This is a genomic window from Pseudomonas sp. 3296 (assembly GCF_031456615.1).
Taxonomy (GTDB): domain Bacteria; phylum Pseudomonadota; class Gammaproteobacteria; order Pseudomonadales; family Pseudomonadaceae; genus Aquipseudomonas; species Aquipseudomonas mucoides.
In genome coordinates this window covers 393,728-420,222 of sequence record NZ_JAVDUY010000003.1, presented here as the reverse complement: position 1 = coordinate 420,222, position 26,495 = coordinate 393,728, and the positions used below count along the sequence as shown (strand labels likewise).

At 59.2% G+C, this 26,495-nt stretch carries 22 protein-coding genes; 8 read left to right on the top strand and 14 right to left on the bottom strand.

Annotation, left to right across the window (positions count from 1 at the left end; genetic code table 11):
- Positions 1–61: 61 nt before the first annotated feature.
- From J2X66_RS10260 to yaaA, 9 genes are all read right to left on the bottom strand, one after another.
- A complete protein-coding gene (locus J2X66_RS10260; protein WP_310263748.1) occupies positions 62–1,186 on the bottom strand; it encodes a mannuronate-specific alginate lyase in 1,125 nt (374 codons plus the stop codon).
- 8 nt (positions 1,187–1,194) lie between these two features.
- Positions 1,195–2,643 (bottom strand): alginate O-acetyltransferase, encoded by a 1,449-nt coding sequence (locus J2X66_RS10255; RefSeq protein WP_310263745.1) that lies wholly within the window; start codon positions 2,641–2,643, stop codon positions 1,195–1,197.
- 10 nt (positions 2,644–2,653) lie between these two features.
- Positions 2,654–4,243 (bottom strand): mannuronan 5-epimerase AlgG, encoded by a 1,590-nt coding sequence (gene algG, locus J2X66_RS10250; RefSeq protein ID WP_310263743.1) that lies wholly within the window; start codon positions 4,241–4,243, stop codon positions 2,654–2,656.
- A gap of 26 nt (positions 4,244–4,269) precedes the next feature.
- Positions 4,270–5,757 carry an alginate export family protein gene (locus tag J2X66_RS10245; RefSeq protein ID WP_310263741.1) on the bottom strand — a complete coding sequence of 496 codons (1,488 nt, stop codon included), beginning with the start codon at positions 5,755–5,757 and terminating at the stop codon, positions 4,270–4,272.
- The gene (gene algK / locus J2X66_RS10240) at positions 5,754–7,265 is read right to left on the bottom strand and encodes an alginate biosynthesis TPR repeat lipoprotein AlgK (protein WP_310263739.1); all 1,512 of its coding nucleotides are present in this window, start codon (positions 7,263–7,265) and stop codon (positions 5,754–5,756) included. The genes J2X66_RS10245 and algK overlap by 4 nt, the downstream gene beginning before the upstream one ends.
- 9 nt (positions 7,266–7,274) lie before the next feature.
- Entirely contained in the window at positions 7,275–8,444 is a 1,170-nt protein-coding gene (locus J2X66_RS10235; protein WP_310263737.1) for an alginate biosynthesis protein Alg44, read from the bottom strand.
- Positions 8,445–8,479: 35 nt separating this feature from the next.
- A complete protein-coding gene (gene alg8, locus J2X66_RS10230; protein WP_032833612.1) occupies positions 8,480–9,961 on the bottom strand; it encodes a mannuronan synthase in 1,482 nt (493 codons plus the stop codon).
- Positions 9,962–10,112: 151 nt separating this feature from the next.
- Positions 10,113–11,429 carry a nucleotide sugar dehydrogenase gene (locus J2X66_RS10225; RefSeq protein WP_310263734.1) on the bottom strand — a complete coding sequence of 439 codons (1,317 nt, stop codon included), beginning with the start codon at positions 11,427–11,429 and terminating at the stop codon, positions 10,113–10,115.
- Positions 11,430–12,254: 825 nt separating this feature from the next.
- Entirely contained in the window at positions 12,255–13,034 is a 780-nt protein-coding gene (yaaA, locus tag J2X66_RS10220; protein ID WP_027924847.1) for a peroxide stress protein YaaA, read from the bottom strand.
- A gap of 168 nt (positions 13,035–13,202) precedes the next feature.
- Here yaaA and J2X66_RS10215 point away from each other — a divergent pair, with 168 nt between their 5' ends.
- The 6 genes from J2X66_RS10215 to J2X66_RS10190 all read left to right on the top strand — a co-directional run bounded on the left by J2X66_RS10215 (position 13,203) and on the right by J2X66_RS10190 (position 18,392).
- Positions 13,203–14,327, top strand: a complete 1,125-nt coding sequence (locus J2X66_RS10215; protein WP_310263732.1) for a polysaccharide deacetylase family protein — start codon at positions 13,203–13,205, stop codon at positions 14,325–14,327.
- A gap of 345 nt (positions 14,328–14,672) precedes the next feature.
- A complete protein-coding gene (locus tag J2X66_RS10210; RefSeq protein WP_310263730.1) occupies positions 14,673–16,067 on the top strand; it encodes a PhoH family protein in 1,395 nt (464 codons plus the stop codon).
- 145 nt (positions 16,068–16,212) lie between these two features.
- Positions 16,213–16,686: a cyclic pyranopterin monophosphate synthase MoaC gene (moaC, locus tag J2X66_RS10205; RefSeq protein WP_310263728.1), complete on the top strand. Its 474-nt coding sequence runs from the start codon at positions 16,213–16,215 to the stop codon at positions 16,684–16,686.
- The gene (gene moaD / locus J2X66_RS10200; RefSeq protein ID WP_149628750.1) at positions 16,683–16,925 is read left to right on the top strand and encodes a molybdopterin converting factor subunit 1; all 243 of its coding nucleotides are present in this window, start codon (positions 16,683–16,685) and stop codon (positions 16,923–16,925) included. The genes moaC and moaD overlap by 4 nt, the downstream gene beginning before the upstream one ends.
- A gap of 3 nt (positions 16,926–16,928) precedes the next feature.
- Positions 16,929–17,381, top strand: a complete 453-nt coding sequence (gene moaE, locus J2X66_RS10195) for a molybdopterin synthase catalytic subunit MoaE (RefSeq protein ID WP_054049707.1) — start codon at positions 16,929–16,931, stop codon at positions 17,379–17,381.
- Between the two features lie 234 nt (positions 17,382–17,615).
- The gene (locus J2X66_RS10190) at positions 17,616–18,392 is read left to right on the top strand and encodes an ABC transporter substrate-binding protein (protein WP_310263720.1); all 777 of its coding nucleotides are present in this window, start codon (positions 17,616–17,618) and stop codon (positions 18,390–18,392) included.
- 117 nt (positions 18,393–18,509) lie between these two features.
- Here the strand turns inward: J2X66_RS10190 and J2X66_RS10185 are convergent, their stop codons facing one another.
- The 5 genes from J2X66_RS10185 to J2X66_RS10165 form a co-directional block, all read right to left on the bottom strand.
- Positions 18,510–19,136: a transcriptional regulator gene (locus tag J2X66_RS10185; protein ID WP_027924854.1), complete on the bottom strand. Its 627-nt coding sequence runs from the start codon at positions 19,134–19,136 to the stop codon at positions 18,510–18,512.
- A gap of 90 nt (positions 19,137–19,226) precedes the next feature.
- Positions 19,227–20,354, bottom strand: a complete 1,128-nt coding sequence (locus J2X66_RS10180) for an FAD-binding oxidoreductase (RefSeq protein ID WP_310263715.1) — start codon at positions 20,352–20,354, stop codon at positions 19,227–19,229.
- A gap of 79 nt (positions 20,355–20,433) precedes the next feature.
- Complete coding sequence (locus J2X66_RS10175) at positions 20,434–21,381, bottom strand: ornithine cyclodeaminase family protein (protein WP_310263712.1); 948 nt, start codon at positions 21,379–21,381, stop codon at positions 20,434–20,436.
- Between the two features lie 138 nt (positions 21,382–21,519).
- Positions 21,520–23,007 (bottom strand): ATP-dependent RNA helicase RhlB, encoded by a 1,488-nt coding sequence (rhlB, locus tag J2X66_RS10170; RefSeq protein ID WP_310263709.1) that lies wholly within the window; start codon positions 23,005–23,007, stop codon positions 21,520–21,522.
- Between the two features lie 84 nt (positions 23,008–23,091).
- Positions 23,092–23,748 carry an alpha/beta hydrolase gene (locus tag J2X66_RS10165; RefSeq protein WP_310263706.1) on the bottom strand — a complete coding sequence of 219 codons (657 nt, stop codon included), beginning with the start codon at positions 23,746–23,748 and terminating at the stop codon, positions 23,092–23,094.
- 467 nt (positions 23,749–24,215) lie between these two features.
- On the opposite strand from J2X66_RS10165, the gene J2X66_RS10160 reads away from it, so the two are divergent.
- Both J2X66_RS10160 and J2X66_RS10155 read left to right on the top strand, forming a co-directional pair.
- Positions 24,216–25,247 (top strand): amino acid ABC transporter substrate-binding protein, encoded by a 1,032-nt coding sequence (locus tag J2X66_RS10160; protein ID WP_027924859.1) that lies wholly within the window; start codon positions 24,216–24,218, stop codon positions 25,245–25,247.
- A 65-nt stretch (positions 25,248–25,312) separates the two neighbouring features.
- Entirely contained in the window at positions 25,313–26,494 is a 1,182-nt protein-coding gene (locus tag J2X66_RS10155; RefSeq protein ID WP_310263704.1) for an amino acid ABC transporter permease, read from the top strand.
- Position 26,495: the final 1 nt, after the last annotated feature.

Genomic DNA, 26,495 nt, shown 5'->3' with positions numbered 1-26,495 from the left:
ACCACCGCGATCCCCTGTAGGAGCCAGCAAGCCGGCTCCTACAGGGGATTTGTGTCTGGCGCTAGGAACCCTTGTTGCCTTTTTCATTGGCCGGGTCGTAGACCTTGGTCAAATCCCCACCGAGGCGGAAGGTCTTGAACGGCTGCATCTTGTGTTTCTGTTGCAGCACATCCGGCGCGCAGGTGTAGAGCGTGCAGAACGGTTCGAGCCAGGCGAATTTCGAGTCGATCTTGAGATCGGTCATGTCCTGTTCCTTGCCGTTCTTCTTCTCGAAGATGTCCGGGTCTTTCACCCCGGCCAGTACCTGATCACCCAGGCGTTTCAGCGCGCCGTTGTTTTCCTGGCGCAAGTCCACACCGTTGACCTGAGCGAAACTGGCGATCATCGCCAATGGCGGCAGGGCGTAGTTGTGGTAGGCGAGGGCACGTTGCTGGCGCTTGAGTTCGTTCGGCAGGAAACCCTGCGCGTCGACCTGGTTGGCGCCGACCTTGTATTCCTTCACGGCCCAGTCAAACAGGTCGCGGCGGTTGGTCGCGACCGACGTGGCCATCACCGACCAGGCCGCCCAGTACGAGTGATTGTTGGTTTGCTCAAGCGGCAGGTTGTCCCAGTCGCTGACCACCTGATCGGCCATTTTGCTGAACCAGGCTTCGATCAACTGCGACTCTTGCTGATGGTTGGCCAGCGGATGCGAGTCGGAGAACTTCAGGCGGATGTACGACGAAGCCATGCTGCCCAGCGCCCATTTGCGCATGGACTTGCCGGTGTGGTTGAAGTCCTTGGACATCAACGCGTCGGCCTTGGCCCAGGCGGTCAGCCAGGTCAAGGTGCATTCGAGTTGTTCCGGGCGACCGTCACGCATGAATTGCATCACGCGCTTGCTGGTGCCACGTTCGATCTTGGTGATGTCGGCGGTGCTGTCGCGGAAGGCTTTTTCCGATTGCTCGTTCAGGGTCGAACGGGCCTTGTCGGAGCCTTCGTATTTGCTGCGAAATTGCAGCGAGCCGGTGTACGGCGTCGGCATTGCATCACAGCCTTCACTGCTATCGCCGGTTTTGACTTTCTCAATCGGTGCGAAATAACCCTGTGGCGGGCGCAGGGGGGCGGCGGCCTGGGTGGCACCGGCGAACATCGCCAGAGTCAACAGCGATGGCGCGAGCAGATTTTTCAACGTTCGGTTTCGCATGGCAGACCTCATTGCCCGGCCTGAGCAGTTCGCTGCTCAGCACTCGGGAACACGTTGCGTTTGCAGATTTTCGCTTCGACTTTTTGCGGCGCGGCACCGGCTTCAGGGCCCTGGACTTCGACGGCCAGCAGATTCTGCGAGGCCCAGTCTTCGTCCGTGCGCAACTCAAAGGCGAAACGCCCGTCGGTGTCGGAGGTTTCCGGCTTTTCGATCTTGATGTCCTCATGGCGACCGTTCATGTACCAGAGGGTGGCTTGCAGGGTTTTCACCGACGGATCGGCGAAGCGGATGTCGACCTGGTGGCTGCTGTTTTGCAGGTTCAGGTTTTTACTGTTGACCATCAATTCGTTCTTGCCCGGTTTCAGCGTGGCGCTGCCGGACATCTGTGCATCCTTGCCTTCGCAACCGTTGTCCAGCAGCGCCATCATCTGGCGGTAGATGGTTTCCTGGTCGAGGCGATAGAGCGGCGAGAATTCCCAGATCAGGATCTTTGGCGGCTTGGTCTGGAACTCTTCGCTGCCCAGGTACTGCAGCATCGAACCTTCCAGGCCACCGCCGGGGAACGCCACGTTGAGGATGTCGGCGCCGATGGCCTCTTCGAGGAAACCGGCGAAGTTGTAGTTCTTGCCACTGTGGCTCGTGCCTACCAGGGTGATCTCCGGATTGCCGGCGTCGCTGAACAGATCGCCGTCGGCGGCTTCGCCCTTGGGCTCGGTGGTGAATTGATCCATGTACTGGATCGCGTAGCTGGTGCCACAGAGTTGACCGGCCATGTTGTGCAATGTTCCGGTCTTGCCCATGCGACCCGACCTGTGGGTCTCGAATTCACGTTTCGGAATATCGGCAAACGCCGGAATCTGCTTGACCTTCTCCGCGACGATTTTCGCTGTGCGCTGGGCGCCATACGGCGTCCAGTGCTGGTCACCGCGGAAGTAGAAGTCGTGGGCGGGCAGGGTGTCGGGCAGCGATTCGTTGGTCAGCGGCGACAGGTCCGGCACCACATACCCCATGGCAGCGAAACGCCCGAGCATGGTCTTGTAGTTTTTCAGCGCCTTGTCGAAATCGTACTTGGCTTTTTCTTCCGGGTTGAGCTTGTTGCGGTTCACCAGGCCACGAGTGGGTTGATAAACAACAACGAGCTCCACGCCTTTGCTCTTGAACGCATCGTGCAGTTCTTTCAGGCGTTTGTAGCCGGCGGGGGAGGTGTCGAATTCGGTGCGCAAGTCTTCCTGCGTACGGAACAGCCAGTCGCCCTGAGCCTGCACCAGGGTGGTGAAGTTTTGTTGATAACGCGTGGTGTAATTCTTCGCGTCATGGGCTTCGGGGCACAGGTTGCAGCACGGTTCGGCAGCAAACTTCGGCGCTTGAGCGTCGTCCGCACGAACACCAGCGCTGGCCGCGAGAATGCCGGCGGTCAGGGCCGACAAGCTGAGTAATTTGATCAAGTGTGGGTGCATAAAATTATCCTCAGTCCCGCATTTCGGTCTGGCGTTCGACAGGGTCGATCAGCACGGCTTTCTGCTGGCGCACCAGCAAGTCGAGAATTTCATCCTGACGCTCGCCCAGAATCCCGCTGAAGCTGATGCCGCTGGATTTGGTCGGGGCGAGCATGGACACGCGATACAACTCGACGCTCAGCGGCGAGTCGATGGACAGCGGGCCACTGCCGTTGCCGGCCAGTTCACCGCCGACCACGATCAGCGAGACTTCGGCGTCGAACGGGTCGAGCTTGATGTCGCGGTCGGTGTCGCTCAGGTCTTTGATGTGGCCGTAGACGCCAGTCAGGCCGTTGGCCAGGGACAGGTTTTCGTAGAGGCGGATGTTCACGCTGTTACGAATACGGATGCCGTGGCGTTTGTTGCTGATCACCTTGTTGCCGTAGATCAGGTTGTCGGCACTCTCGTAGAGGGTGATGCCGTCGGTGTGGTTCTTGTAGATTTCGTTGTAGGCGATCAGGTTGTTCACGCTGTTACGGTCGATCACCAGGCCCGACAACTTGTTGTCGTAGCTGCGGTTGTTGAAGATGAAGCTGTCGTTGACCTCACGGGAAATAATGATCCCGTGCTTCTTCTTGGTCCCGTAGACGGTGTTGTCGGCAATGATCAAACGGTGCGAACGGTCATGCGGGTCAATGCCGTAGACGATGTTGTCTTTGTAGGTGTTGCCCTTGACCACGAAGTCGCGGGTTTCGTAGCAGTAGAAGCCGTACCACATGTCCGAGAACTCGGAACCGACGATCCAGCCGGTCGGTTCAGGGCGCTTCAAGACCTTGGCCATGTTCGGCGTGTACTGGGAAATACTCACGCCGTAGGACTTGCTGTTGGCGTAGCCGAAACTGGCGATCTTGCTGTTGGCAATGTAGGTTTCGGTGCCGCCCCAGGACAGCAGGAACGGACGGAATTCCTTGGGCGAGGTGAACGTCGCCGGGCCGTTGTCCTTCTCGCGCCAGCCTGTGATTTTGGTGTCACGCACAAACAGCTGGCCGTCGTTGACCAGGAACGAACCCGCCTCTTGGGACAGACGCAGTTCCTGGGTCTGCTTGTCGATTTCGAGGATGCCGTGACGGCCAACCACAATCGGCAACTTCGCCAGGAATACGCCCGGCGAGGTTTCGCTGAAGTACTGCTTGGGCAGCTTCTTCGCCAGGTCCTTGAGGTTCATGTAGCCGTCGTCGACAAAGATGGCCTGCGGGATGCCGTGCTGACGCACCACCCACTCGGCCATCTTGTTGTCGCCGCCGATGAAGTCCTTCAGGGCGTCTTCCTGCATCATCCGGCGCACGCTGATCTTGCCAGCCTTGGTGCGCACGATTTTCGCGGCGATGGCTTCGGCGGTGTAGCCGGACAGGTCCGGCAGTTTTGGCTTGGCCAGCTCCAGCGGTGCGGTCGGCGCGCTGCTGACGGTGTAGGTCTTGGCCTGTTGCAAACCTTTGGCAACGGTCGCCGGTTGCCCTTTCTGCACGGGCACGACCGGTTCCACATTGGCGAAGGCAGCCGCGCTGGCCAGCAGCATCGCGCCGGCCAGCAAGGAGATCGAACCTCGCTTCGAATTGTTCATGTCGGGCACTCCCTTCGCGGTTCGCATCAGAAGCGCCAGATCACGTCGATGAATGCGCGGTGCATGTACGAATCGACTTCCTTGCCGTACGCATCACCCGGCTTGAACACACCACCACGGAAACGCACGAGGGCCGAAGGCTCGTCGATAGATTGGCTCAACGCCGCCGGCAACAGGCCTTGCTTGAAGTACTTGGTGACGACCAGGTCCATTTCCTGACCGAGGTCTTTTTCGCCATCGTTCAGCGGCAGGGACGTGGTGGAGAGAATCGCGCCGGTCGGGTCGTCGGTGTTGTTCTCGACCGCGTTGATGCCGTTGCTGCCGATCGGCTTGTTGCCGTCGACGCGCCAGAATTTGTGGTAGATCACGCTGGCGTCGTATTCGTCGTTGAGCATCCACGAACCGAACAGGGTCGCGGTCTGCATGTTCTGCATTTCGCCACGGAAGGCTTCGCCGAAACGGTGAACGCGCGAGCGGGTACCGGTGTAGTTCGAGCGGTTGCTTTCCAGGCCGTTCTGTTCGTACTCGGCACTGGCGCGGGCATAGGCGGCACCGACTTGCCATTGCGGATCGAGGCGCAAACGCACGCCGACATCCGTGGCCCAGCCATTGAGGTCTTGGCCGCGTTTGGCTTCGGTCGGAGGCGTGCCGTTGGCGTTCAGCGGGTTGACCGTGTCGGTGTCGCCGCTCATGCCGGTGATGCTGCCCCAGTAATTGACGGTGTTGGTGTTGCGCCAGTTGTAGGCGTCGCTGTCGGCGGTCAGGCCCAGCCAGGTGAGGTCACCGTTCTGTTTCTTGTCCAGCGAATCGGTGGGTACGCCCGGCTGCGGGTAGTCGAGTTTGCCGTCATCGTGGGTGTGATGAGCGCGAATGCCCGCCCACTGCCCCGGTGTCCACTGATACTCGGCATCGGCGTAGACGTGCAGGCGATCCTTGTCTTTGGGGGCCAGTTCCGTGAGGTCGGTGCGGTACTCGCTGAAGCGTTCGGCGACGCCCATGTTGGCGCGCAACAGGGTGGTGTCGAAGGTCCAGTTCAGGGCTTCGATGTTGGTGTCGCGCCATTGGCCGTCGGCGTTGTGCAGGCGTTGGCGACCGAGCTTCAACTGCTCGCCGGGATACGGCGTGAGGCCGCTGTAGCCGACCCAGAATTCGCGCATCGCCAAATAGTTTTTCTTGGTCTTGCGATCATCATTGGTGGTCGGCGTGGTGCCATCGCTGGCGGTCCCTTGCAAGGTGTCCGTTTCGATGATGTCAGTGGCGGTCACGGCCTGGCCCATGGCATAGGCGCTCCACGCGCCGCTCTCGCCATAGATCCATGGGCGCAGGTCGAGACCGACGCCGTTGACGTCGCCGCCGCTCTGGGTGCCGAGGTCGCTGTCGGCTTCGGACTGGCCTGTGACTTTCACTTCGAGGCCGAAGTTTTTGGTTTCAGTGATCGCGGCCAGTGTCGGGCAAGACCAGATCAGCGCGAACGTGAGGCCGATGCCGGCCTTCATGAATGGATTCAACTTCATAGGGATTCCTCGCCGTCTTCTTCTTGCAGGGCATGCAGTTCCAGCGTGTTCTGGCTCAAGGACCCACGAATGGCCTGTTCTTGTTTCAACAGGCGTTGGGCCTCGGCGAGCTGGGCAGGCGGCAGTTGTGCTTCGAGTGTTTGCGCAAGCTCGGTGGCTTGCGGGGTGTCTTGAGCCTTGGCCAACTGGCTGAAGACGTAAGCGTTAAGCGGGTTGGGCTTGGTGCCCTTGCCTTGGGAAAACAGCTGGGCGATGGCGAAGTCGGCGCTGTTCTGGCCGTTGCGCGCAGCGGTCAGCAAGTGATCCAGGGCTTTCTGCGAATAGACTTTGCCCAGGTAACCGCGGCGGTAGATCTGGCCGAGGTAGTAATCGGCGGCGACTTCGCGGCCGACGGCTTTCTGGAAGTGTTCTTCGGCAACCTTGGCGTCGGCCGGGACCATTTTGCCTTCGTAATAGAGCTTGCCCAGCAACAGTTCGGCGCGCGGCTGGTCGGCGGCGCGACCGTTGTCCAGGTACTTCATCATCTGGTCGACGTCACCCAGTTCAGGGAAGTCGTAGATCAATTGCGCGAGGGTGACCCACGACGCCGGGTAGCCCGGAGCGATGGGTTCGAGCAGCGACTGCGCGGTTTTCTCGTCGGTCTTGCCCAGGGTCGGGTCCGCCAGTACACGGGCGACGCTGTCGACTCGTTGCGCGGAGACGGTGCCGCGAGCGTGTGCGGCTTGCATCTGCTTGATCAGCTCGGCCTGTTGCTCGGGCTTGGCCTGTTTCTGATAAACCGTGGCCAGTTCGACGTAGCAGATGTCGGTGGTGTTCAACGCGGCTTTGCAGATGCTGGCGACTTCGTCCAGGTGCTGGTCGTAAGTGCCTTGGGTGCGATAGAGCAGCACTTGCGCCAGACCCGCTTCCGGTTTGCCTTCGGCGCGCCATTGGCTGATCTGCTTCTGCGCATCGATGTTGGGAAAACTGTGCGGGTATTGCAGGTACAGCATCGCCAGCGGAATCAGGGTGTTGCCTTCGCCATTGGCCGAGGCCTTTTTCAACAGGCCTTCGGCTTCGTGCTGTTCGGCTTCAGTAGATCCCGGCTTGGCCACCAACAGGCGACCGAGGCGAGCCTGCGCCCTTGGCGAGACATCGGCCGCCGCGCGGTAAGTCGCCTCGGCCTGTTTGATCTGCGCCGGGTCGCGGCTGTCGACCTGAATATCGGCCAGGCCCACTTGAGCCTCGCTGTAGCCGAGGTCGGCCAGTTGCTTGTAATTCTGCTGCGCGAGCGCAGTGTCACCACGCTTGAGGGCTTCGTTGGCCAGACGCTGGTCGGGCAGGCCGGCGCAACCGGCCAGGCTCACTGCCAACGCGATTGCACACACCGCATATCCAGTATGGGAGCGGGCTTGCCCGCGATGCAGGCGCTGCGGTGCATCAGATAAACCGAGTTGATCCCATCGCGGGCAAGCCCGCTCCCACAGGGTTTGTGGTGTTTTCAGGAAACTGATAATCGTCACGGGCATGTCCTCGACTTAAAGACCGGCGGCCATGGCTTTGTCGATCAGCCAGTTCAGGTTCGGGCCACGATCGCTGTTCACTTCCACCGGGCGACCGGCGAGGCTGCTGTCCAGGGCTTCGTCAGGCTGGATCAGCACACGAATGTCGGACGACAGGTCGGCGCTTTTCAGGCTGGTGCTGCTGACGATCTTGCCGGTGCGGGTTTTGTCTTCGCCGGCGATCTGGAAGCTGACCGGAGTACCCGGACGCACGTCACGGAACTGGCGATAAGAGAAGCGCGCTTCGACGTTGGCTTCGGTGTTGCGCGGCACCAGTTGGAAGATCACGTCGCCCTTGCTGGCGTATTGACCGTTGGCAACCATTTGTTGGGCCACGGTGCAATCGCACGGCGAGGTCAGGGTGCCGGTCATTTGTTTGCCGAACAGTTCTTCAACCTTGGCCGGTTGCAGTTGGTCTTCGTCCAGATGTCCTTTGAGTACGTCGAGCATGCTGGTGCTGAACGTAGCGAGTGGGGCACCTTTGGCGGCCACGCCGTCAGCCTTGATCAGGCTCTGCACGGTGCCGTCGCGCGGCATGGTGATGTTCATGCCCGGCACGCTGACCAGGCCGGCCTGTGCGTGGCTGACGAAGTACATGCCGTACACCGATTTGAAAACGAAACCGAATGCGGCGACGCCGACGATGAAAATCCCCAGGCTGAAAGTCACTGCACGCAGACGACCGAACGCGGTCATGCCGTGGCCGCCGTCCTTGACCTTGCGCGCCTTGGTGAAGTTGTCGCGCTGCAGGGTCGCCAGCATTTCACCCATGCTGACGATGTCGCCGGCCAGGTGAGAGGTGATCAGGTGACGCAGAGTGGAGATGTCTTGTGGTTCTAGGTTCTGGAACTGGCAACCGGCACGGCCGGTCTGGCGGTCGAAGGAGCGAACCTGCAACTCCACGTCCATGGCCAGGCCGAGGTTGTCGATGACGAATTGCAGGCGAGCCTTGTACACATCACCGATTTTCAGCGGCAGCTGACCGGCGTTGAACGCCAGGCCGCCAGCGGAAAGGTCGATCACACGGGCTTCAACCGGCGTCCGGTCGGGACCGAAGAAACGCAGCTTGGCCGGGATTTTCACTCGGGCGTGTTGGCGCTGGGCTTCGGATTCATGCACTACGTTGGCGTTGACGGCGGTATTCATAGGGGCGATTTCCTTGTTAATTCAATAGGGGCGGGTCAGACCATCATCAGCAGCACGGCGACAAAAATGCTGCCGGCGGAGAAGGTCATGGTCCGAGACGACCAGGTGTTGAACCAACGTTGAAAGCTGGCGAGATCACGGGTCAGAGAAGTGGGCTGGCGAGTCCAGGACTGTTGATCGAGGCGGAAGAACACGTAGATCTTCACCAGCGCGCCGACGATCTGGTTGTAATAGAGAATCGCCGGGTAGGCCGGGCCGATCCGGTGACCGGAAAGGGACAGCAGCACGGTCAGGATCAGGCGGGTAATGCCGATCCACAGCAGGTACACCAGGATGAACGCGGTGCCGTATTTGAAGCTGGCAATCAGCGCGACCGTCAGGCCCAGCAACGACGTCCACATCGACACGCGCTGATCGAACAGCACCACCGAGGTGAACAGGCCGAGGCGTTTCATCCCAAGGCCCAGGGCGCGGGAGTTCTGGCGCAGGTTGTTGCCGTACCAGCGGAACATCAGCTTGCGGCTGGCCTTGATGAAGCTCTTTTCCGGCGGATGCTCGACGGTGTTGATCGCGGCGTCCGGCACGTAGAAGGTGTCGTAACCCAGGCGCATCAGGCTGAACCAGCTCGACTTGTCATCACCGGTAAGGAACTTGAAACGACCCAGGCGCCAGTGTTGCAGCGAGTCGCTTTCCACGTCGGCGATGAATTCCGGGTTGGTGACCACCGTGGCACGGAACACCGACATCCGGCCGGTCATGGTCAGTACGCGCTTGGACAGGGCCATCGAGCACATGTTGATGTGACGCTGGGCGAAACGCAGCTTGTGCCATTCGCTCATGATGTAGCCGCCGCGCACTTCACAGAACTCGTTGGTGGTCAGGCCGCCGACGTTGCCGAACAGCTGGAACCATGGCACGGTCTTGCGCACTGTGCCTTCGCCGAGCACGGTGTCGCCATCGATCACGGCGACCACGGCGCGGTCGTCCGGCAAGTGGCGGGAAATGGCGCGGAAACCATAAGCCAGGCCATCGCGCTTGCCGGTGCCGGGAATGCGCACGAAGTCGAGCTTGACCCGGTCCGGCGGATTCATCCGCGACCAGAGGCTCTTCACCAGCTTCTCATCGGACATTTCCACGATGGAGCAGACCATGGTGGTCGGCAGGCCGCAGTCGATCGCTTCTCGAATCACCGAGGCGTAGACCTGCGCGGTGGTCAGCGCGTCGATACGGAAACTGGTGACCATCAAAAACACATGGGACGGGTCTGCCGCTTTGCCCAGCTTGCGCACTTTGCGCCGCAGGTGCGGGTAGACCACGTACAGGAACAGCATGCCGCGCAGAAAGTGCGTGGCACCCATCGAGTAACGCCAGATCCCGATGAAGCCGATCAGGAAAATGAAGTCCTTCGACTCGGAGTCGAACGTGGACGCAGGCAGCGCCATGGCGATGCCCATCAGTAAACTTAGGTAAAACAGCCAACCGGCGGCCTGAAGTAGGCCGTGCTTTAGCCTGTGCATAATCGGAATCCTAAAGTCAGTTGCAAGCCCCGCGCCCCTGCAGGAGCCCGGCTTGCCGGCGATGGCGATTTCAAGTCCGTCATCGCCGGCAAGGCGGGCTCCTGCAGGTGTTTCATCCGCGAAAGCGCGGTGTCAGAGACGGGATTCCGTATTACCAGCAGATGCCTTCGGTGCGGCCCGAAACGCTGGTGGCTTTGGTCATGAAGCCCACCAGGTCGACCACTTGCTTGCCGTGCGGGGCGTTCTGCGCCAGGGCGCGGAATTTCTCGTCACGGTTGCCGAGGATGATCACGTCGGAGTTGTTGATCACGTCGTCGAAGTCGGAGTTGAGCAAGGACGAGACGTGAGGGATTTTCGACTCGATGTAATCCTTGTTCGCGCCGTGGACGCGGGCGTATTCGACGTTGCTGTCGTAGATGCTCAGGTCATAACCCTTGCCGATCAGCATTTCGGCCAGATCCACCAGCGGGCTTTCGCGCAGGTCGTCGGTGCCGGCCTTGAAGCTCAGGCCCAGCAGGGCGACTTTGCGTTTGTCGTGGCTGGACACGATGTCGAAGGCGTTCTGCACCTGGGATTCGTTGCTACGCATCAGCGAGTTCAGCAGCGGTGCTTCGACGTCCAGGGAACCGGCGCGGTAGGTCAGGGCACGCACGTCCTTTGGCAGGCAAGAGCCGCCGAATGCGAAGCCTGGGCGCATGTAGTACTGGGACAGGTTCAGGGTTTTATCCTGGCAGACCACTTCCATCACTTCACGACCATCGACGCCGACTGCCTTGGCGATGTTGCCGATTTCGTTGGCGAAGGTGACCTTGGTGGCGTGCCACACGTTGCAGGTGTACTTGATCATCTCGGCAACGGCGATGTCCTTGCGGATGATCGGCGCGTCGAGTTCTTCGTACAGCGATTGCAGAACGTCGCCCGACGCTTTGTCGAACTCGCCGATGACGGTCATCGGCGGCAGGTCGTAGTCGGCGATCGCGGTGCTTTCACGCAGGAACTCTGGGTTCACTGCAACGCCGAAGTCGATGCCGGCTTTCTTGCCGGAGCAATCTTCGAGGATCGGGATCACAACGTTGGCCACGGTGCCTGGCAGCACGGTGCTGCGAACCACGATGGTGTGGCGGGTGGTCTTGTCACGCAGGACAAAACCGATTTCGCGGCACACGGCTTCGATGTAGTTCAGTTCCAGGTCGCCGTTTTTCTTGCTGGGCGTACCGACGCAGATCATCGACAGGTCGGTGTCACGAATCGCCTCGGCGAAGTTGGTCGTGCCACGCAGTTTGCCGGTATCGATACCCTGGCGCAGAAGTTCGCCCAGGCCCGGTTCAACGATCGGCGATTTGCCGGCATTGATCATATCGATTTTGTCTTTGGCAACATCGACGCCAACGACGTCATGGCCCCGTGCAGACAGGCAACCGGCACAGACAGCGCCGACATAACCCAAACCAAATATGCTGATGCGCATCGCAATTACCTCACTGTTATCAAGACTGTATTCACAAGCCATTAGATGGCCGGAGTTAAAGGTGTTTAGCGGTCATAGTGCACTCGAAAGTGCGGCTTGCAGGCGCCACAATGCCGTGTGCAGGCATACTAAGTTCCGAGTGTCTAAATAAGTGCACTCAAGATGTGCGCAACTAGGCCTTATTATTATGACGTGCCCTGTTATGCAGCCGGTCCTCTGGCCTGAGGACGCTCGTGCAAGGATCTTGCGCGCTCAATGCCAGGCGATAAGCCCGTAAATCAAGCGGTTGGGTGCTCGGGAGAGCACGTTTATAGGGGCGCTGCCTTGGCCTTGTAGGGGATATTAATGCTGCGTATCTCCTGTCCTTCATGTGTTGCCCAAATAAGCGACTCATCTTCGGAAGTTAATGTGACAACTTCGCTATGTGAATGGCTTGTCTGCGTAAGTTATCTCGTACAAGCACGTTGATAATCGTTACCGGTGGTATGAGCTACGCATTTGGACATAGTTCCAGTCCACTCATCGCGAATTCTGAAATTTCTTGAAATATTAAGAAAGATGGCACTACTTTCATATTGATGGCACTTGCTGTTTCACCCTTGATACATAGGGGGCTAACCGAGTTCGATAGTTTTGTGCCACTACCGATAAAAATTTTCAGTGCCACTACTGAAAAAAAACACCGAAGTCGAGTGAAACAAAAGTTAGAAAAAATGGTGATGGTTTGTTGGCGTCAATAATTCGACGATATGAGGTAGGATTGTTCGACGAACGGGCGTCGGCGCACGACGAGGATTAAAAGAGTCGTGCGCCTGGTTGGTGCTTTTATTCGGGAGCGTGATCGCGCAGGAAAACCAGATTGTCCGGTTTCGATTGTTCGGCGCTGTAGCGGTAACCCTGAACGTCAAATTGCTTGAGGTCGGCGGGGTTGTTGATGCGCTCTTCGATGACGAAGCGGCTCATCATGCCGCGGGCTTTTTTCGCGTAGAAACTGATGATCTTGTACTGGCCGTTCTTCAGGTCCTTGAAGTCGGTATTGATGATGCGCGCGTTCAAGGCGTTGCGTTTGACCGCCGAGAAGTATTCGTTGGACGCCAGGTTCAGCAGCACGTCATCGCCTTGGTCGGCCAGCGCTTCGTTCAGCCATTCGCTGATGCGCGTGCCCCAGAAGGCATACAGGTCCTTGCCACGGGCATTCGCCAGTTTGGTGCCCATCTCCAGTCGATACGGTTGCATCAGGTCCAGCGGACGCAGCAGGCCATACAGGCCGGACAGCATGCGCAGGTGCTGCTGGGCGTAATCGAAATCGGCTTCGCTGAAGGTTTGTGCGTTGAGACCGGTGTACACATCGCCTTTAAAGGCCAGCAGCGCCTGCTTGGCGTTTTCCGGGGTGAACGCGGGTGTCCAGCTGCCGAAACGCGCGGCGTTGAGGCCGCCGATCTTGTCGGAGACGTGCATCAATTCGCTGATTTGCGCCGGTGTCAGGTCGCGCAGCTGCATGATCAGCTCTTGGGAATGATCGAGGTACTGCGGCTGGGTAAAGCGCTGGGTCGCCGGCGGTGTTTCGTAATCGAGGGTCTTGGCGGGGGAAATCACCATCAGCATGAAGTCGTCTCCTTTAATCGTGGGCGCGATTCTAGGGGGTAGAGGCGGATGACTCCAGCTATGGGTGTCATAGGTGATGGGTGGTGTCAGTGGACAGAACGCGAGGCTGCGTTCTTTTGATCGTCTCGATATATAGTGCGCCGCGGGTTTTGTTATGGAGACATCCCATTGCGTATCGTTTTTCTATTCTCGGCCTGGCTATTGAGCTTTGGCGCGCTGGCGGCGCCCGGTGATCTGGCGACGCTGGACCGCAGCACCTGGCCTGAGAAACTCAGCAGCCCGACCCTGTTCGACGTGGCGTCGCGGGCCGAAATCCTCATGTTTGCGCGAGTATTGCTGGCCAGCGAGTCGCTCGATGAACCCGCACTGGCCCAACGCCTGGGGTTGCGCAAAGTCAATCTGGAAGCGGTCAACCAACTGCGCCAGCGCCTGTGGCAGCGCTTGTTGACCAACTACAACTTCGCCCAGCAAAGCTGCGATCAGGATGCGTCCTTCTGTTTCCTGGTCGAAGACATGGAGACCTTGCGCGGGCAAGCGGCCAAGTTCCTGGTGAGCGACGACAGCTACTACATCAAGTGGGCCGAACCGAGCCGGTTGTTCCATGCGCAGTACCTGGACGAGCAACTGCGCAAGGCCGCCCTGTTTCCACAGACCAGCAGCGAAGTCGATCGTTTTGGCGACTATGAGCACACTGGCGATGCCATGCATGACCGGCTGTTTTTGCTGACCTTCGACAGCGCCGCCAACATTGCGCCGGACAACACCGGGTGGGCTGCCGAGTACCTGCGCAAGATGAACATGAGCGGCACGTTCTTCGTTCTCGGCAAGGACATTCAGGCGCGCCTGGCTGCCGACTCGGTGGCCAGCCTGCAAGCGATGTATTCACAGCAATGCATCGGCGTGCAGGGCTGGGAGTTCCGCTCTCACAGCCATTGGCAGGACTGGCAGGACTCGGTGCGACGCAGCGTCGAACTGGTCAAGAGCAAGTTGCCGGAAAACTACGTGCCACTGTTTCGGCCACCTGATGGGCAACGTCGCTCCGATGCCGAAGGCTTCTTCAATGCCCAGGGCTTGCAGGTGGCGTTGTGGGATATCGATGCTCAGGACGGGGCGGGCAAGCTCAAGGGCAGCCCGAGCGCGCAACGGGTGTTGACGCTGATGCTGCTGTGGCGCCACGGTGTAATCAATTTCAATGTGAAACAGGACGCGGTGAAAACGGCGATGCCCTGGCTCATCACGCAAACGGCGCAAAGCGGGATCGGTTGGGAAGACTGTCAGGACGGCTTTCGCTGAAACGCAGCGAATTGGCACAAGCGCCGTAAACATTGGGTTTGGGGCGTTTTTGGGAGGGATTTCGATGCAGGCGGACTTCCGACTTTAACGGGGTGATGGCAGTCCGCCAAGTGCTATTGGTCATTCTGAAAAATAAACTTCAAAAAAGCGTCAAAGTACTTTTTTCTGTCACACGTTTTGGAGTATTACGAAGACAGACCGCCGAAACCTGCAACACAGGTGGCGTCTTCCAAGACCCGTTTGTTTGCAGTCACTTGACTCTCCGCAGGTGAGATTCGGCAGTCACTTCGAGGCGCAGCACCGCCAAGGTATTGCGTCTACTGGCTCCCACAAAGGTGACCGAGTATGGATGATCACGGACGTAGCTCTTCTTCCAACCAGCCAATCCTTTATGTACTCGATACCAACGTATTGATTCACGATCCAAACGCGCTGCTCAACTTCGAAGAACACCACGTTGCCATCCCGATGACCGTCCTTGAGGAGCTCGACAAGCTCAAGAGCGGGCATCACAGCGTGGCTGCGGAATGCCGTCAGGCCATTCGCCTGATCGACAAGACACTGGGCGATGCCAGTCCTGAAGACGTCGAGCTGGGTGTACCGATCCAGCGTGGCAAAAGTGGGCCCAAGGGTTTGCTGTCAATTCTGATGAGCAAACGCACCGAACCGAACATCATTCTTCCCGAACACCTGAACGACAACATCATCATCAACCAGTTGATCGACCTGCACGCGCGCGCGCCCAAGTTGCCCGTCGTACTGGTCACCAAAGACATCAACATGCGCCTCAAGGCCCGGGCGTGCGGGATTGCGGCCGAGGACTACAGCACCGACCAACTGGTTGACGACGTATCGCTGCTGCCCAACGGTTACCACAACATGACCGGCTCCTTCTGGGACCTCGTCAAGAATGTCGAAACCCGCCAGGATCACGGCCGCACCTGGCACCAGGTGAGAATGATCGACAACCTGCCGGCTGTGCACATCAATGAGTTCATCATCGACGAACAGGGCTTTGTCGGCTGGATCAAGGAAATTGACGAAGACAAGCTGCTGATCCTCGATCTGCACCAGGAACCGCTGCTGCATCAGGAGGCCTGGGGCCTGAAACCGCGTGACATCTATCAGAGCCTGGCGCTGTACGCCTTGCTGGACCCGGATATCCACCTGGTCAACCTGTCCGGTGCTGCCGGTTCGGGTAAAACCATCCTGGCCCTGGCTGCGGCGATCGAGCAGACCATGGTCAGCAAACGCTATCGCCGGATCATCGCGACCCGTAGCGTGCAGGGCCTGGACCAGGAGATCGGCTTCCTGCCCGGTACCGAAGCAGAAAAAATGGAGCCTTGGCTGGGCGCCATCACCGACAACCTCGAAGCCTTGCACATGGATGATGAAAACACCCATGGCAGCGTCGACTACATCCTCAGCAAAGTGCCGTTGCAGTTCAAATCCCTCAACTACATTCGAGGCCGCAGCTTCCAGCAGAGCCTGATTTTGATCGATGAATGCCAGAACCTGACACCGCACCAGATGAAAACCATCATCACCCGTGCCGGCGCCGGTTCCAAAGTGGTGTGCCTGGGCAACCTGGCGCAGATCGACACCCCTTACCTGTCCGCGACCAGTTCCGGGCTGACGTACCTGACCGAACGCTTCAAAGACTTCCCCAACGGTGTGCACATCACCCTGCAAGGGGTACCTCGTTCGATTCTGGCCGAATACGCCGAGTCGCATTTGTAACTGCTCCAACCAAACCGGACGGCCCCAAAGGTCGCCCGGTTTTTAGCCCAACACACATCCCCCCTGTAGGAGTGAGCCGATAATCAAACGTGCGAAAAATTGACCCACAGGTTTACAATCGACGCTCCTGATCAGGAGTAACCCTGTGCTGACTCATCTCGATTCCCAAGGTCGCGCCAACATGGTCGACGTCACTGAAAAAGCCGTGACGTTCCGTGAAGCGACGGCCCAAGCGCTGGTGCGCATGTTGCCCGAAACGTTGCAGATGATCGTCAGCGGCGGTCACCCCAAGGGTGATGTGTTTGCCGTGGCGCGTATCGCCGGCATTCAGGCGGCGAAGAAAACCAGCGATCTGATTCCACTGTGCCATCCGCTGATGCTGACCGGGGTCAAAGTCGAGCTCAGTGCCGAAGGTGACGATACCGTGCGCATCATCGCGCGTTGCAAGTTGTCCGGGCAGACCGGCGTCGAGATGGAAGCGCTGACCGCTGCCAGCGTGGCGGCACTGACCATCTACGACATGTGCAAGGCCGTGGATCGCGGCATGACCATCGAAAGCGTGCGCCTGCTGGAGAAGGTCGGCGGCAAGAGCGGTCATTTCCAGGCGGATCAACCATGAACGTTACCGTGAAGTTTTTCGCGCGCTACCGTGAAGCGCTCGGCGTGGATTCGGTCAAGGTAGAGGGGGATTTCGCCACGGTCGACGACGTGCGTGCGCTGCTGGCCCAGCGTGACGGTGCCGACGTATTGAGCGAGCAGAACCTGATGTGCGCCCGCAATGAAGACCTTTGCCAGCTCGACGAGCCGGTGAGCGATGGCGATGAAGTGGCGTTCTTTCCGACCGTGACCGGGGGCTGATCCATGGCGATTCGCGTGCAGTCCACGGCGTTCGATCCGGGCGCTGAAGTCAACGCCATGCACGCTGCCAATGTCGGCGTGGGCGCGGTGGTGAGTTTTGTCGGCTACGTGCGCGACTTCAACGACGGACTCGATGTGGCCGGGATGTTTCTTGAGCACTACCCGGGCATGACCGAAAAAGCCCTCGGCAAGATTGCCCTCGAGGCCGAGCAGCGCTGGCCGCTGTTGAAGCTGGAAGTGCTGCACCGCATCGGCGCCCTGGAACCGGGCGAACCGATCGTCTTCGTCGGCGCCGCCAGCGCCCACCGCCAGGCCGCGTTCGATGCCTGCGCCTTTGTCATGGACTACTTGAAAACCCGTGCGCCGTTCTGGAAGAAGGAAAACACCAGCGATGGCCCGCGCTGGGTTGAGGGGCGTGACAGCGACCATGCGGCGGCAGATCGCTGGAAGAAGTAATTGCTGCGGCGTTCTCAAGCCAGTCTTCGTGAGCAGGCTCGCAAAGGGGCCATCAGCTCCACCGCAAAATTCCCTGATTCACTGCCCGACCACCGGCCGCAGCGAACTGCGCACACCCGATTGACGCTTTGTACATTAAAGTCCAGTATGGAATTATAAGTACAAAAAAGGCGTCCCTGTTTCTGCTCTTTCTTCTGTCTTGCCAAACCAACAACAACCCGCGAGAGAACGAACATGAAGAAATTCCCCCTCATCACCGGTCTGGCCCTGAGCCTGTTGGCGTGCACCAGCGTGTTTGCCGCCGAGAAAGCCCTGCGCATCGGTATCGAAGCCGCTTACCCGCCGTTCGCCTCGAAAACCGACGAGGGCAAAATTGTCGGTTTCGACTACGACATCGGTAACGCGTTGTGCGCACAAATGAAGGTCCAGTGTGTATGGGTCGAAGGCGAATTCGACGGGCTGATTCCTTCCTTGAAAGTGAAGAAAATCGACATGGCGCTGTCGTCCATGACCATCAATGAAGACCGCAAGAAGTCGGTGGACTTCACCCACAAGTATTACTTCACTTCGTCGCGCCTGGTGATGAAGGACGGCGCGGTGGTCGATGACCAATACGCCAGCCTCAAGGGCAAAACCGTTGGCGTGCAGCGCGCGACCACCACTGATCGTTATGCCACCGAGGTGTTCGAACCGAAGGGTATCAACGTCAAGCGCTACGGCAACAACGAAGAGATCTATATGGACCTGGCAGCCGGTCGCCTCGATGCGATTTTTGCCGACACCATCCCGTTGAATGACTTCCTGTCGATGCCGCGTGGCAAGGGTTACGCGTTTGTCGGGCCGGAGTTGAAGGACCCGAAATACGTGGGCGAGGGCGCGGGGATTGCGGTACGCAAGGGCAACACTGAATTGGTCAGTGAATTGAACGCGGCGATTGATGGCATTCGGGCGAGTGGTGAGTATCAGAAGATTTCGGACAAGTACTTCAAGTCAGATATCTACGGCGACTGAAAAACCGCTTTCGCGAGCAGGCTCGCTCCCACATTTGATCTCCACATGGCGCAGATTCAGTGTGGGAGCGAGCCTGCTCGCGATGAGTCCCTTCCAAGCAACACATTCCTCAGGGGCTCAGCCCTTCAACTCCTTCAAATGCTTGTAGACCGTCGCCCGGCCCATGTTCAGCACATTGGCCACGTAGTTCGACGCGCTCTTGCCCTTGAAAGCGCCTTCGGCGTGCAGCGCCAGTACCAGTTCGCGTTTGTGGTCGCGTGTCAGCAGGTTCAGGCTCAGCTGGCGCTCACGCAGCCAGGCATGCAGGAAAGTATTGATCCGCTCCTGCCAGTCATCACGAAACAGTGAATCCGGTTGCGGGATCAGCTTGCTCGGCGACAGGAACAGGTCGAGCGCCGCCTTGGCATTCTCGAACAGCGAGATGTTCAGGTTGACGCACAACACGGCCAGCGGATGACCTTCGCTATCGCGCAATACGGTGCTCAAGCTGCGAATCTTCTGACCGTCCCAATTAAGCTTTTCGTACGGCCCAATGTTGGTTTCGCTGACATCGTCGCTAAGCATGTCCTCCAGCGCCGCGTCATCGCCGATTTCCCGTTTTGACAGGTTGTTGGCGATGTAGTCGATCTTCTGCGTGCGCAGGTCGTGCAGCACCACCTCGGCATGAGGAAAGAACAGCGTGGCGATGGCATCGGCGATCGCTCGGTAATTGTCTAGCGCCGGGTCTTTTTCAGGTGCGTTCATACAGTGGAGCTCCAGACAGCGTCAGCGCCCGGTAAAAACGGGCGCTGGAAGTTTGCCGTAATCGTGGCGACACGTCACCTGAACAGGCGATCAGCCTAGGCGAGCGAGGGAAAGCATGTCGGCGTCCAGACCGAAACGCGTGAGCTGCTCGGGCAAGCGTTCACCGCGTACCAGCGCTGCGCTGGCCTGGCCCATGGCCGGCGAAGTCTGGATGCCGTAGCCGCCCTGTGCTGCCACCCAGAATAAGCCCGGGACCTGCGGATCGAAGCCGGACAGTAAATCGCCGTCGCTGACAAAACTGCGCAACCCGGCCCAGGTGCGGGTCGGGCGGCGAATGGTCAGGGTGGTGGCCTCTTCGATCTGGTAAATGCCCATGGCGATGTCCAGTTCTTCCGGCTGTACGTCATGCGGTTCCACCGGGTCGGCGTTGGCCGGCGAGCCCAGGAACATACCGGCGTCGGGCTTCATGTAGAAAGACTCGTCGAGGCTGACCAGCATCGGCCAATGGTGGATGTCCACGCCCTCGGGCCCGGCGAAGATGAAGGCCGCACGCCGTTTCGGTTGCAGGCCCAGCGGCTTGGCACCTGCCAGCTGACCGATTTTGTCAGCCCAGGCACCGGCAGCATTGATGATGACGGGGGCGCTGAAGGTCTGGGCATTGGTGGTGACTTGCCACACACCGTCGGCATCGCGGGTCAGGCTTAGCACTTCGGTGTCGGTAATGACTTCGCCTTTATTGCGTCGGATGCCGCGCAAGTAACCCTGGTGCAGGGCATCGGTATCGATGTCGCTGGCGGTCGGGTCGTAGATCGCGCCATGGACTTTTTCCCGCCGCAGGATCGGCAGGCGTGCGCAGGCTTCATCGGCGCTGAGCAGTTGCATCTCGGGCACGGTGGCTTTGGCGCTGAGGTATTGATTATTGAGCTCGGCCGGGTCGCCGGTGAAGTCCACAGTCATTTCGCCGCGTGGTGTCAGCAGCGGGTGTTCGCAGAAGCCGGCAGGCGGCGCATCGAAGAAGTCGCGACTGGCCTGGGTCAGCGCGCGAACCTGGGGTGTGCCGTAGGCGGCGGTGTAGAGCGCGGCGGAGCGTCCGGTGGAGTGGTAGGCCGGATGGGATTCGCGTTCGAGCACAATCACCCTGGCCTGCTGCGACAGCCAAAAACCGGTGGAAGCCCCGGCAATCCCGCCGCCGATGATGATGAAGTCTGCCTGGCTCATGAACGTCTCCTGTGGGGCGCAAATGCCATTGATATATAGGAACCCTGTGGGAGCCAGGCTCCCACAAGGGGGCGTGGTGTTAGTGCTGTAGGTGATAGATGGCATTCGCCAGTGCGATGTCTTCCAGCCCCAGGCCGATGGAGCGGAAGAACACCGTCCGGTGGTAGTCGGGGCGTTGTACCTTGCCGCTCAGCAGGTCGGGCAGGTCGCCGACTATCGAGCGCTTGTCCCAGCCATGCTGCTCGCCAGCAATCAGCATCTCGCCCGCCGAGCCCGGCGTGGTCAGACGATAGTCGCAGAACACCTGCATGTCATTGAGGCTCTGCGGCGGTACTTCGTGGGCGCGCGGGGCGTTGGTGCTGATGGAGGTGATCAGCGCCGGTTTGCTCAAAATAGCCGGGTCGATCACCGGGCCGGCGGACGAGGTGCACAGCATGATCACGTCGGCGTTGTGAATGGCCGCTTCGCAGCTGTCGACAATGGTCAGACGAGGATCGAGACGCTGGAGCTGCGCCAATACTTCGGGATTTTGCTCGCTCAGGCTCGGCGAGTAGAGGCTGATGCTCTGCCAGTCGCGCAGGCCTTTGACGTAGTGCAAGTGCGCCTGGGCGACTTTGCCGCTGCCGATGATCGCCAGGCGCTGCGCCGTCAAAGGCGCCAGTTCATCAACAGCGACGGCGGTGGTTGCCGCCGTGCGTGCGGTGGTCAATTCACCGGCATCGCACAGTAGCAGCGGCTGGCCGGTCTGCATCGACATCAGCAGCGTCCAGGCCGTCACCAGCGGGCCTTGTTCGCGCACGATGTAGGGTGAGGTTTTAACCCCGTAGACGCCATCTTGCGCCAGTACGCCGAGGTAGTTGATGAAGTCGCCGGCCCCTTGAGGGAATTCCACCAGTTGCTGCGCCGGTTGCACCGCTTGCCCGGCCGCCAGATCGCGAAACAGCTTGCGCAGGATTTGCGGCACGTCGACCTTCGCCAGCAGTTCGCGGGCCTGAGGCTGGGTGATCACATAAGGCGTACTGGACATGGTCGGCTCCGGAAGCTGCAAGTAAACTAATTTGTCTATTATGGACTTTTAGTTGCATTGGGCAAGCGCTTGTAAAAAAGCGGGCCGAAAAAAAAGCGCAGTCCGTTTCCGGCTGCGCCTCTTCCTGCAAGTTCCCGGTTACGGGCGCTTGCGCTCAACCGCCCGCAGTAGATGCGTCGGTGGTGTTTCGCAGCTGATCTTGCGACCCAGCAACGCCTCGATGGACGGTAGCTGGTAGGAATCGTCTTCACCGGCAAAGCTGATGGACACGCCATCGGCACCGGCGCGACCGGTACGACCGATACGGTGTACGTAGTCGTCCGGAACTTCCGGCAGGGTGAAGTTGATCACGTGGCTGATGCCGTCGATGTGAATGCCGCGACCGGCGACATCGGTGGCGACCAGCACGCGAATCTTGCCTTCGCGGAAACCTTCCAGCGTCTTGATGCGCTTGTGTTGCGGTACATCGCCGGACAGTTGCGCGGCGTTGACGCCATCGCGCACCAGGCGTTCTTCGATGCGGCGCACTTCATCCTTGCGGTTGGCAAACACCATCACCCGCTCCCAACCGTTGTCGTTGACCAGGTTGTAGAGCAGTTTGTATTTGTCGGCACCGGCTACAGCATAGATGTGTTGCTCGACGTTTTCGCTGGCCACGTTCTGCGACTCGATCTCGACGATCGACGGCTCGGTGGTCCATTGCTTGGCGAGGTTCATCACGTCTTCGGTGAAGGTCGCGGAGAACAGCAGCGTCTGACGCTCGTTCTTCGGTGGCGTCTGGCGAATGATCTGACGCACTTGGGGGATGAAACCCATGTCGAGCATCCGGTCGGCTTCGTCCAGCACCATCACCTCAACCATGTCCAGGTGCACGTCGCCGCGCTGGTTGAAGTCGAGCAGGCGGCCCGGGGTGGCCACGAGGATGTCGCAGTGACGGGCTTCGAGGTGCTTGAGCTGCTTGTCGAAGTCCATACCGCCGACAAACGTCATGACGTTGAGGCCGGTGTATTTGGTCAGGTCGGCTGCATCCTTGGCAATCTGCACCACCAGTTCGCGGGTTGGCGCGATGATCAGCGCCCGCGGTTCACCCATGTAGCGCTCTTTCGGCGGCGGGGTTTCCAGCAGTTGGGTGATGATCGAAATCAGGAACGCGGCGGTTTTGCCGGTGCCGGTCTGGGCGCGACCGATGGCGTCTTTGCCCGCCAGGGTGAAGCCCAGCACTTGCGCCTGGATCGGCGTGCAGTACGGAAAGCCCAAGTCCTGGATGGCGTGCATCAGTTCGGGGGCGAGTTTGAAATCGTGGAAGCGGGTTTTGCCTTCCTGGGGTTCGACGACGAAGTCTTCGAGTTTCCAAGGGATAACCGGCGCTTTTGGCTTCGGTTCACGACGCGGTTTTGCAGGTTTCGGGGTTTCGCTGAGCGGTTGTTCCGCTGCGATGACCTCGACAGGAGGGGCGGCCGGTGTGGTCACTGGCTCGTGTTTCGGTGCCGCTACGGCAGCGGTCCGGCCAGGCTGATGACCGTCGGTGCGGTGGCTGGGGATGTGAGACGGAGCGCTGGCGACTGGGGCGAGCTGCTCAACCTCGCTTTTACCGAACATCTTTTTGAGTGCTTTGAGCACGGTCATCTCATCAATTGGTTAAGGAATGTACGCCGGCCAGTGTAATGCAAGAAACGGGCGCGGCGTAGCGGGATGATCAAAGGAAGGCTTTTAACGCAAGCGCTCGGCGAGCCAGGTGCCGATATCGCGAATTTCTTCGGGTAACACTTCGTGGCCCATTGGGTATTCCTGCCATGTCACGGTGACACCACGCTGCTTTAAATGCTCATACGCAGAACGGCCCATGGCGTTTTGCACCACGTCATCGTATTGACCGTGTAAAGACAGCACGGGAATACGCTGCTGGCTGGCGGAAAGCGCGAGTTCATCGCTGAACGTCGGTGCGTAGGTGGAGAGGGCAAGTACGCCACCCAGCGCCCCCTGCCATTTCAGGAAGGCGGTGTGTAACACCACGGCGCCGCCCTGTGAAAAGCCGGCGAGAAAAATCCGCGAGGCGTCTATTCCAACGGCTCGCTGCGCGTCGATCAATTTAATGACCCGTTGCGCTGACTCTTCCAGTTGCTCGCGGTTGATCGCGCGCGCCGGACTCATGGCCAATATGTCGTACCAACTCGGCATCTCGTAGCCACCATTAATGGTGACGGCACAGGTCGGCGCCTGGGGCAGAACGAAGCGGGTGGTCAACAGGCTTTCCTGCAGGGCTTCGGCGACCGGCAAGAAGTCGTAACGGTCAGCGCCCAGGCCGTGCAGCCAGATAACGCAAGCGTCTACGGGCATTACGGGTTCAAGAATAAGGGGCTCGGTCATGGCTGCTCCATTGTTGTGCGTGCGCTCTTATTGGGTGCGAGATCCCAGTGCGCCTCAGGTTGATCAGTTAAGAAGATGTCGCAAGGCTACAAGTTTTGCTATTGACCTGTCGCGCAATCGGTTCAGCAAGCGGTCTGGTACGGGCTTTGCTATGGGAAAGCGGTGCAACCCATCTCGCCGCTTGCGGTAACACTATCAGTGTACTGCTGACGGGGAGATAGCAAAGAATCCGGTGATGGATGTTCGCCAGTGGCCGTTACGGGCTTCGCGAACGTGAAAGGGCTACAGCCCGTTCGGCCGATTGGTGAGAAGTGAGTTATCCATGATGTGGATTTTCTCCTACTAGACTCATAGCGCAGGTCCTACGTCGGTTGACCCCAAAAAAAGCCAACTCGGGTCGATTACGCCTCAAAAGGGTGCGGCAGGACTCAAGCTCCGACACAACAAGAGCAAAACTGGAGGTTTGAATGAAGATGTTGAAATCCACCCTGGCTATCGTGACTGCAACCGCAGTACTCGGTATCAGTGGGTTCGCTCAGGCGGGTGCAACCCTGGATGCAGTGCAGAAGAAAGGTTTCGTACAGTGCGGTGTCAGTGATGGTCTGCCGGGCTTCTCGGTTCCAGACTCCACCGGCAAGATCGTTGGTATCGATGCTGACTACTGCCGCGCCGTGGCGGCTGCAGTGTTCGGCGATGCAAACAAAGTCAAATTCAGCCAGTTGAATGCCAAGGAGCGTTTCACTGCTCTGCAATCCGGCGAAATCGACATGCTGTCGCGCAACTCCACCATGACCAGTTCCCGTGACGCGGGCATGGGCCTGAAGTTTCCTGGCTTCATCACTTACTACGACGGCGTGGGCTTCCTGGCCAACAGCAAGCTGGGCGTGAAAAGTGCCAAGGAACTGGACGGTGCAACCATCTGCATTCAAGCCGGTACCACCACCGAGCTGAACGTATCTGACTACTTCCGTGCCAACAACCTGAAATACACCCCGATCACTTTCGACACCTCCGATGAAAGCGCCAAGTCGCTGGAATCCGGTCGTTGCGACGTGTTGACCTCCGACAAATCCCAGCTCTACGCACAGCGCAGCAAGCTGGCTTCGCCGAAAGACTACGTGGTTCTGCCGGAAACCATTTCCAAAGAACCTCTGGGTCCAGTCGTGCGTAACGGCGACGACGAGTGGCTGGCCATCGTTCGTTGGGTTGGCTACGCGATGCTCAACGCCGAAGAGGCAGGCGTGACTTCCAAAAACGTGGTTGAACAAGCCAAGTCGACTAAAAACCCGGACGTTGCTCGTCTGCTCGGCGCTGATGGCGAGTACGGCAAGGACCTGAAACTGCCGAAGGACTGGGTCGTCAAGATCGTCAGCCAGGTCGGCAACTACGGTGAAGTCTTCGAGAAAAACCTCGGCAAGAGCACTCCGCTGGAAATCGACCGTGGCATGAACGCCCTGTGGACCAACGGCGGCATTCAATACGCACCACCAGTGCGCTGATGGTTCTATCACCCGGTGGGCCAACCACCGGGTGATGTTCTGTTCCATTACATCCGGGGCACTTCATGCAAAATTCAATCGGCGCACCAAAGCAGAGGCTCAGCCTCAGCGATCCCAAAGTGCGTGCGTGGCTGTTTCAGATCATCACCATTGTGGCGGTGGTCTCGATGGGCTGGTACCTGTTCGATAACACGCAGACCAACCTGCAACACCGGGGTATTACTTCCGGTTTCAGTTTTCTGGAGCGCAGTGCCGGTTTCGGCATCGCTCAACACCTGATCGACTACACCGAATCGGACAGCTATGCCCGGGTGTTTGTCATCGGCCTGCTCAACACGCTGCTGGTGACGTTCATCGGCGTGATCCTGGCGACGATCCTCGGGTTCATCGTCGGCGTGTCACGACTGTCGAAGAACTGGATCATCAGCAAACTGGCGACTGTTTATGTGGAAGTCTTCCGCAACATTCCGCCGCTGCTGCAAATCCTGTTCTGGTACTTCGCGGTCTTCCTGACCATGCCGGGGCCACGCAACAGCCATAACTTCGGCGACACCTTCTTCGTCAGCAGCCGTGGCCTGAACATGCCGGCCGCGTTGACGGCGGACGGGTTCTGGCCGTTTGTGGCGAGCATTGTCGTGGCCATTGTCGCCATCGTGCTGATGAGCCGCTGGGCCACCAAGCGCTTCGAAGAGACCGGCGTCCCGTTCCACAAGTTCTGGGTTGGCCTGGCGCTGTTCCTGGTGATCCCGGCGCTGTGCGCCTTGATCTTCGGCGCGCCACTGCACTGGGAGTTGCCGAAGCTGCAAGGCTTCAACTTCGTGGGTGGCTGGGTACTGATCCCGGAACTGTTGGCATTGACCCTGGCCCTGACGGTGTACACCGCGGCGTTCATCGCCGAGATCGTGCGTTCGGGCATCAAGTCGGTCAGCCACGGCCAGACCGAAGCGGCGCACTCGCTCGGGCTGCGTAACGGTCCGACCCTGCGCAAGGTGATCATCCCGCAAGCCCTGCGCGTGATCATTCCACCGCTCACCAGCCAATACCTGAACCTGGCGAAGAACTCCTCGCTGGCGGCCGGTATCGGTTACCCGGAAATGGTGTCGTTGTTTGCCGGTACGGTGCTGAACCAGACCGGGCAGGCGATCGAGGTGATTGCGATCACCATGAGTGTGTACCTGGCGATCAGTATCAGCATTTCCCTGCTGATGAACTGGTACAACAAGCGCATTGCGCTGATCGAGCGGTAAG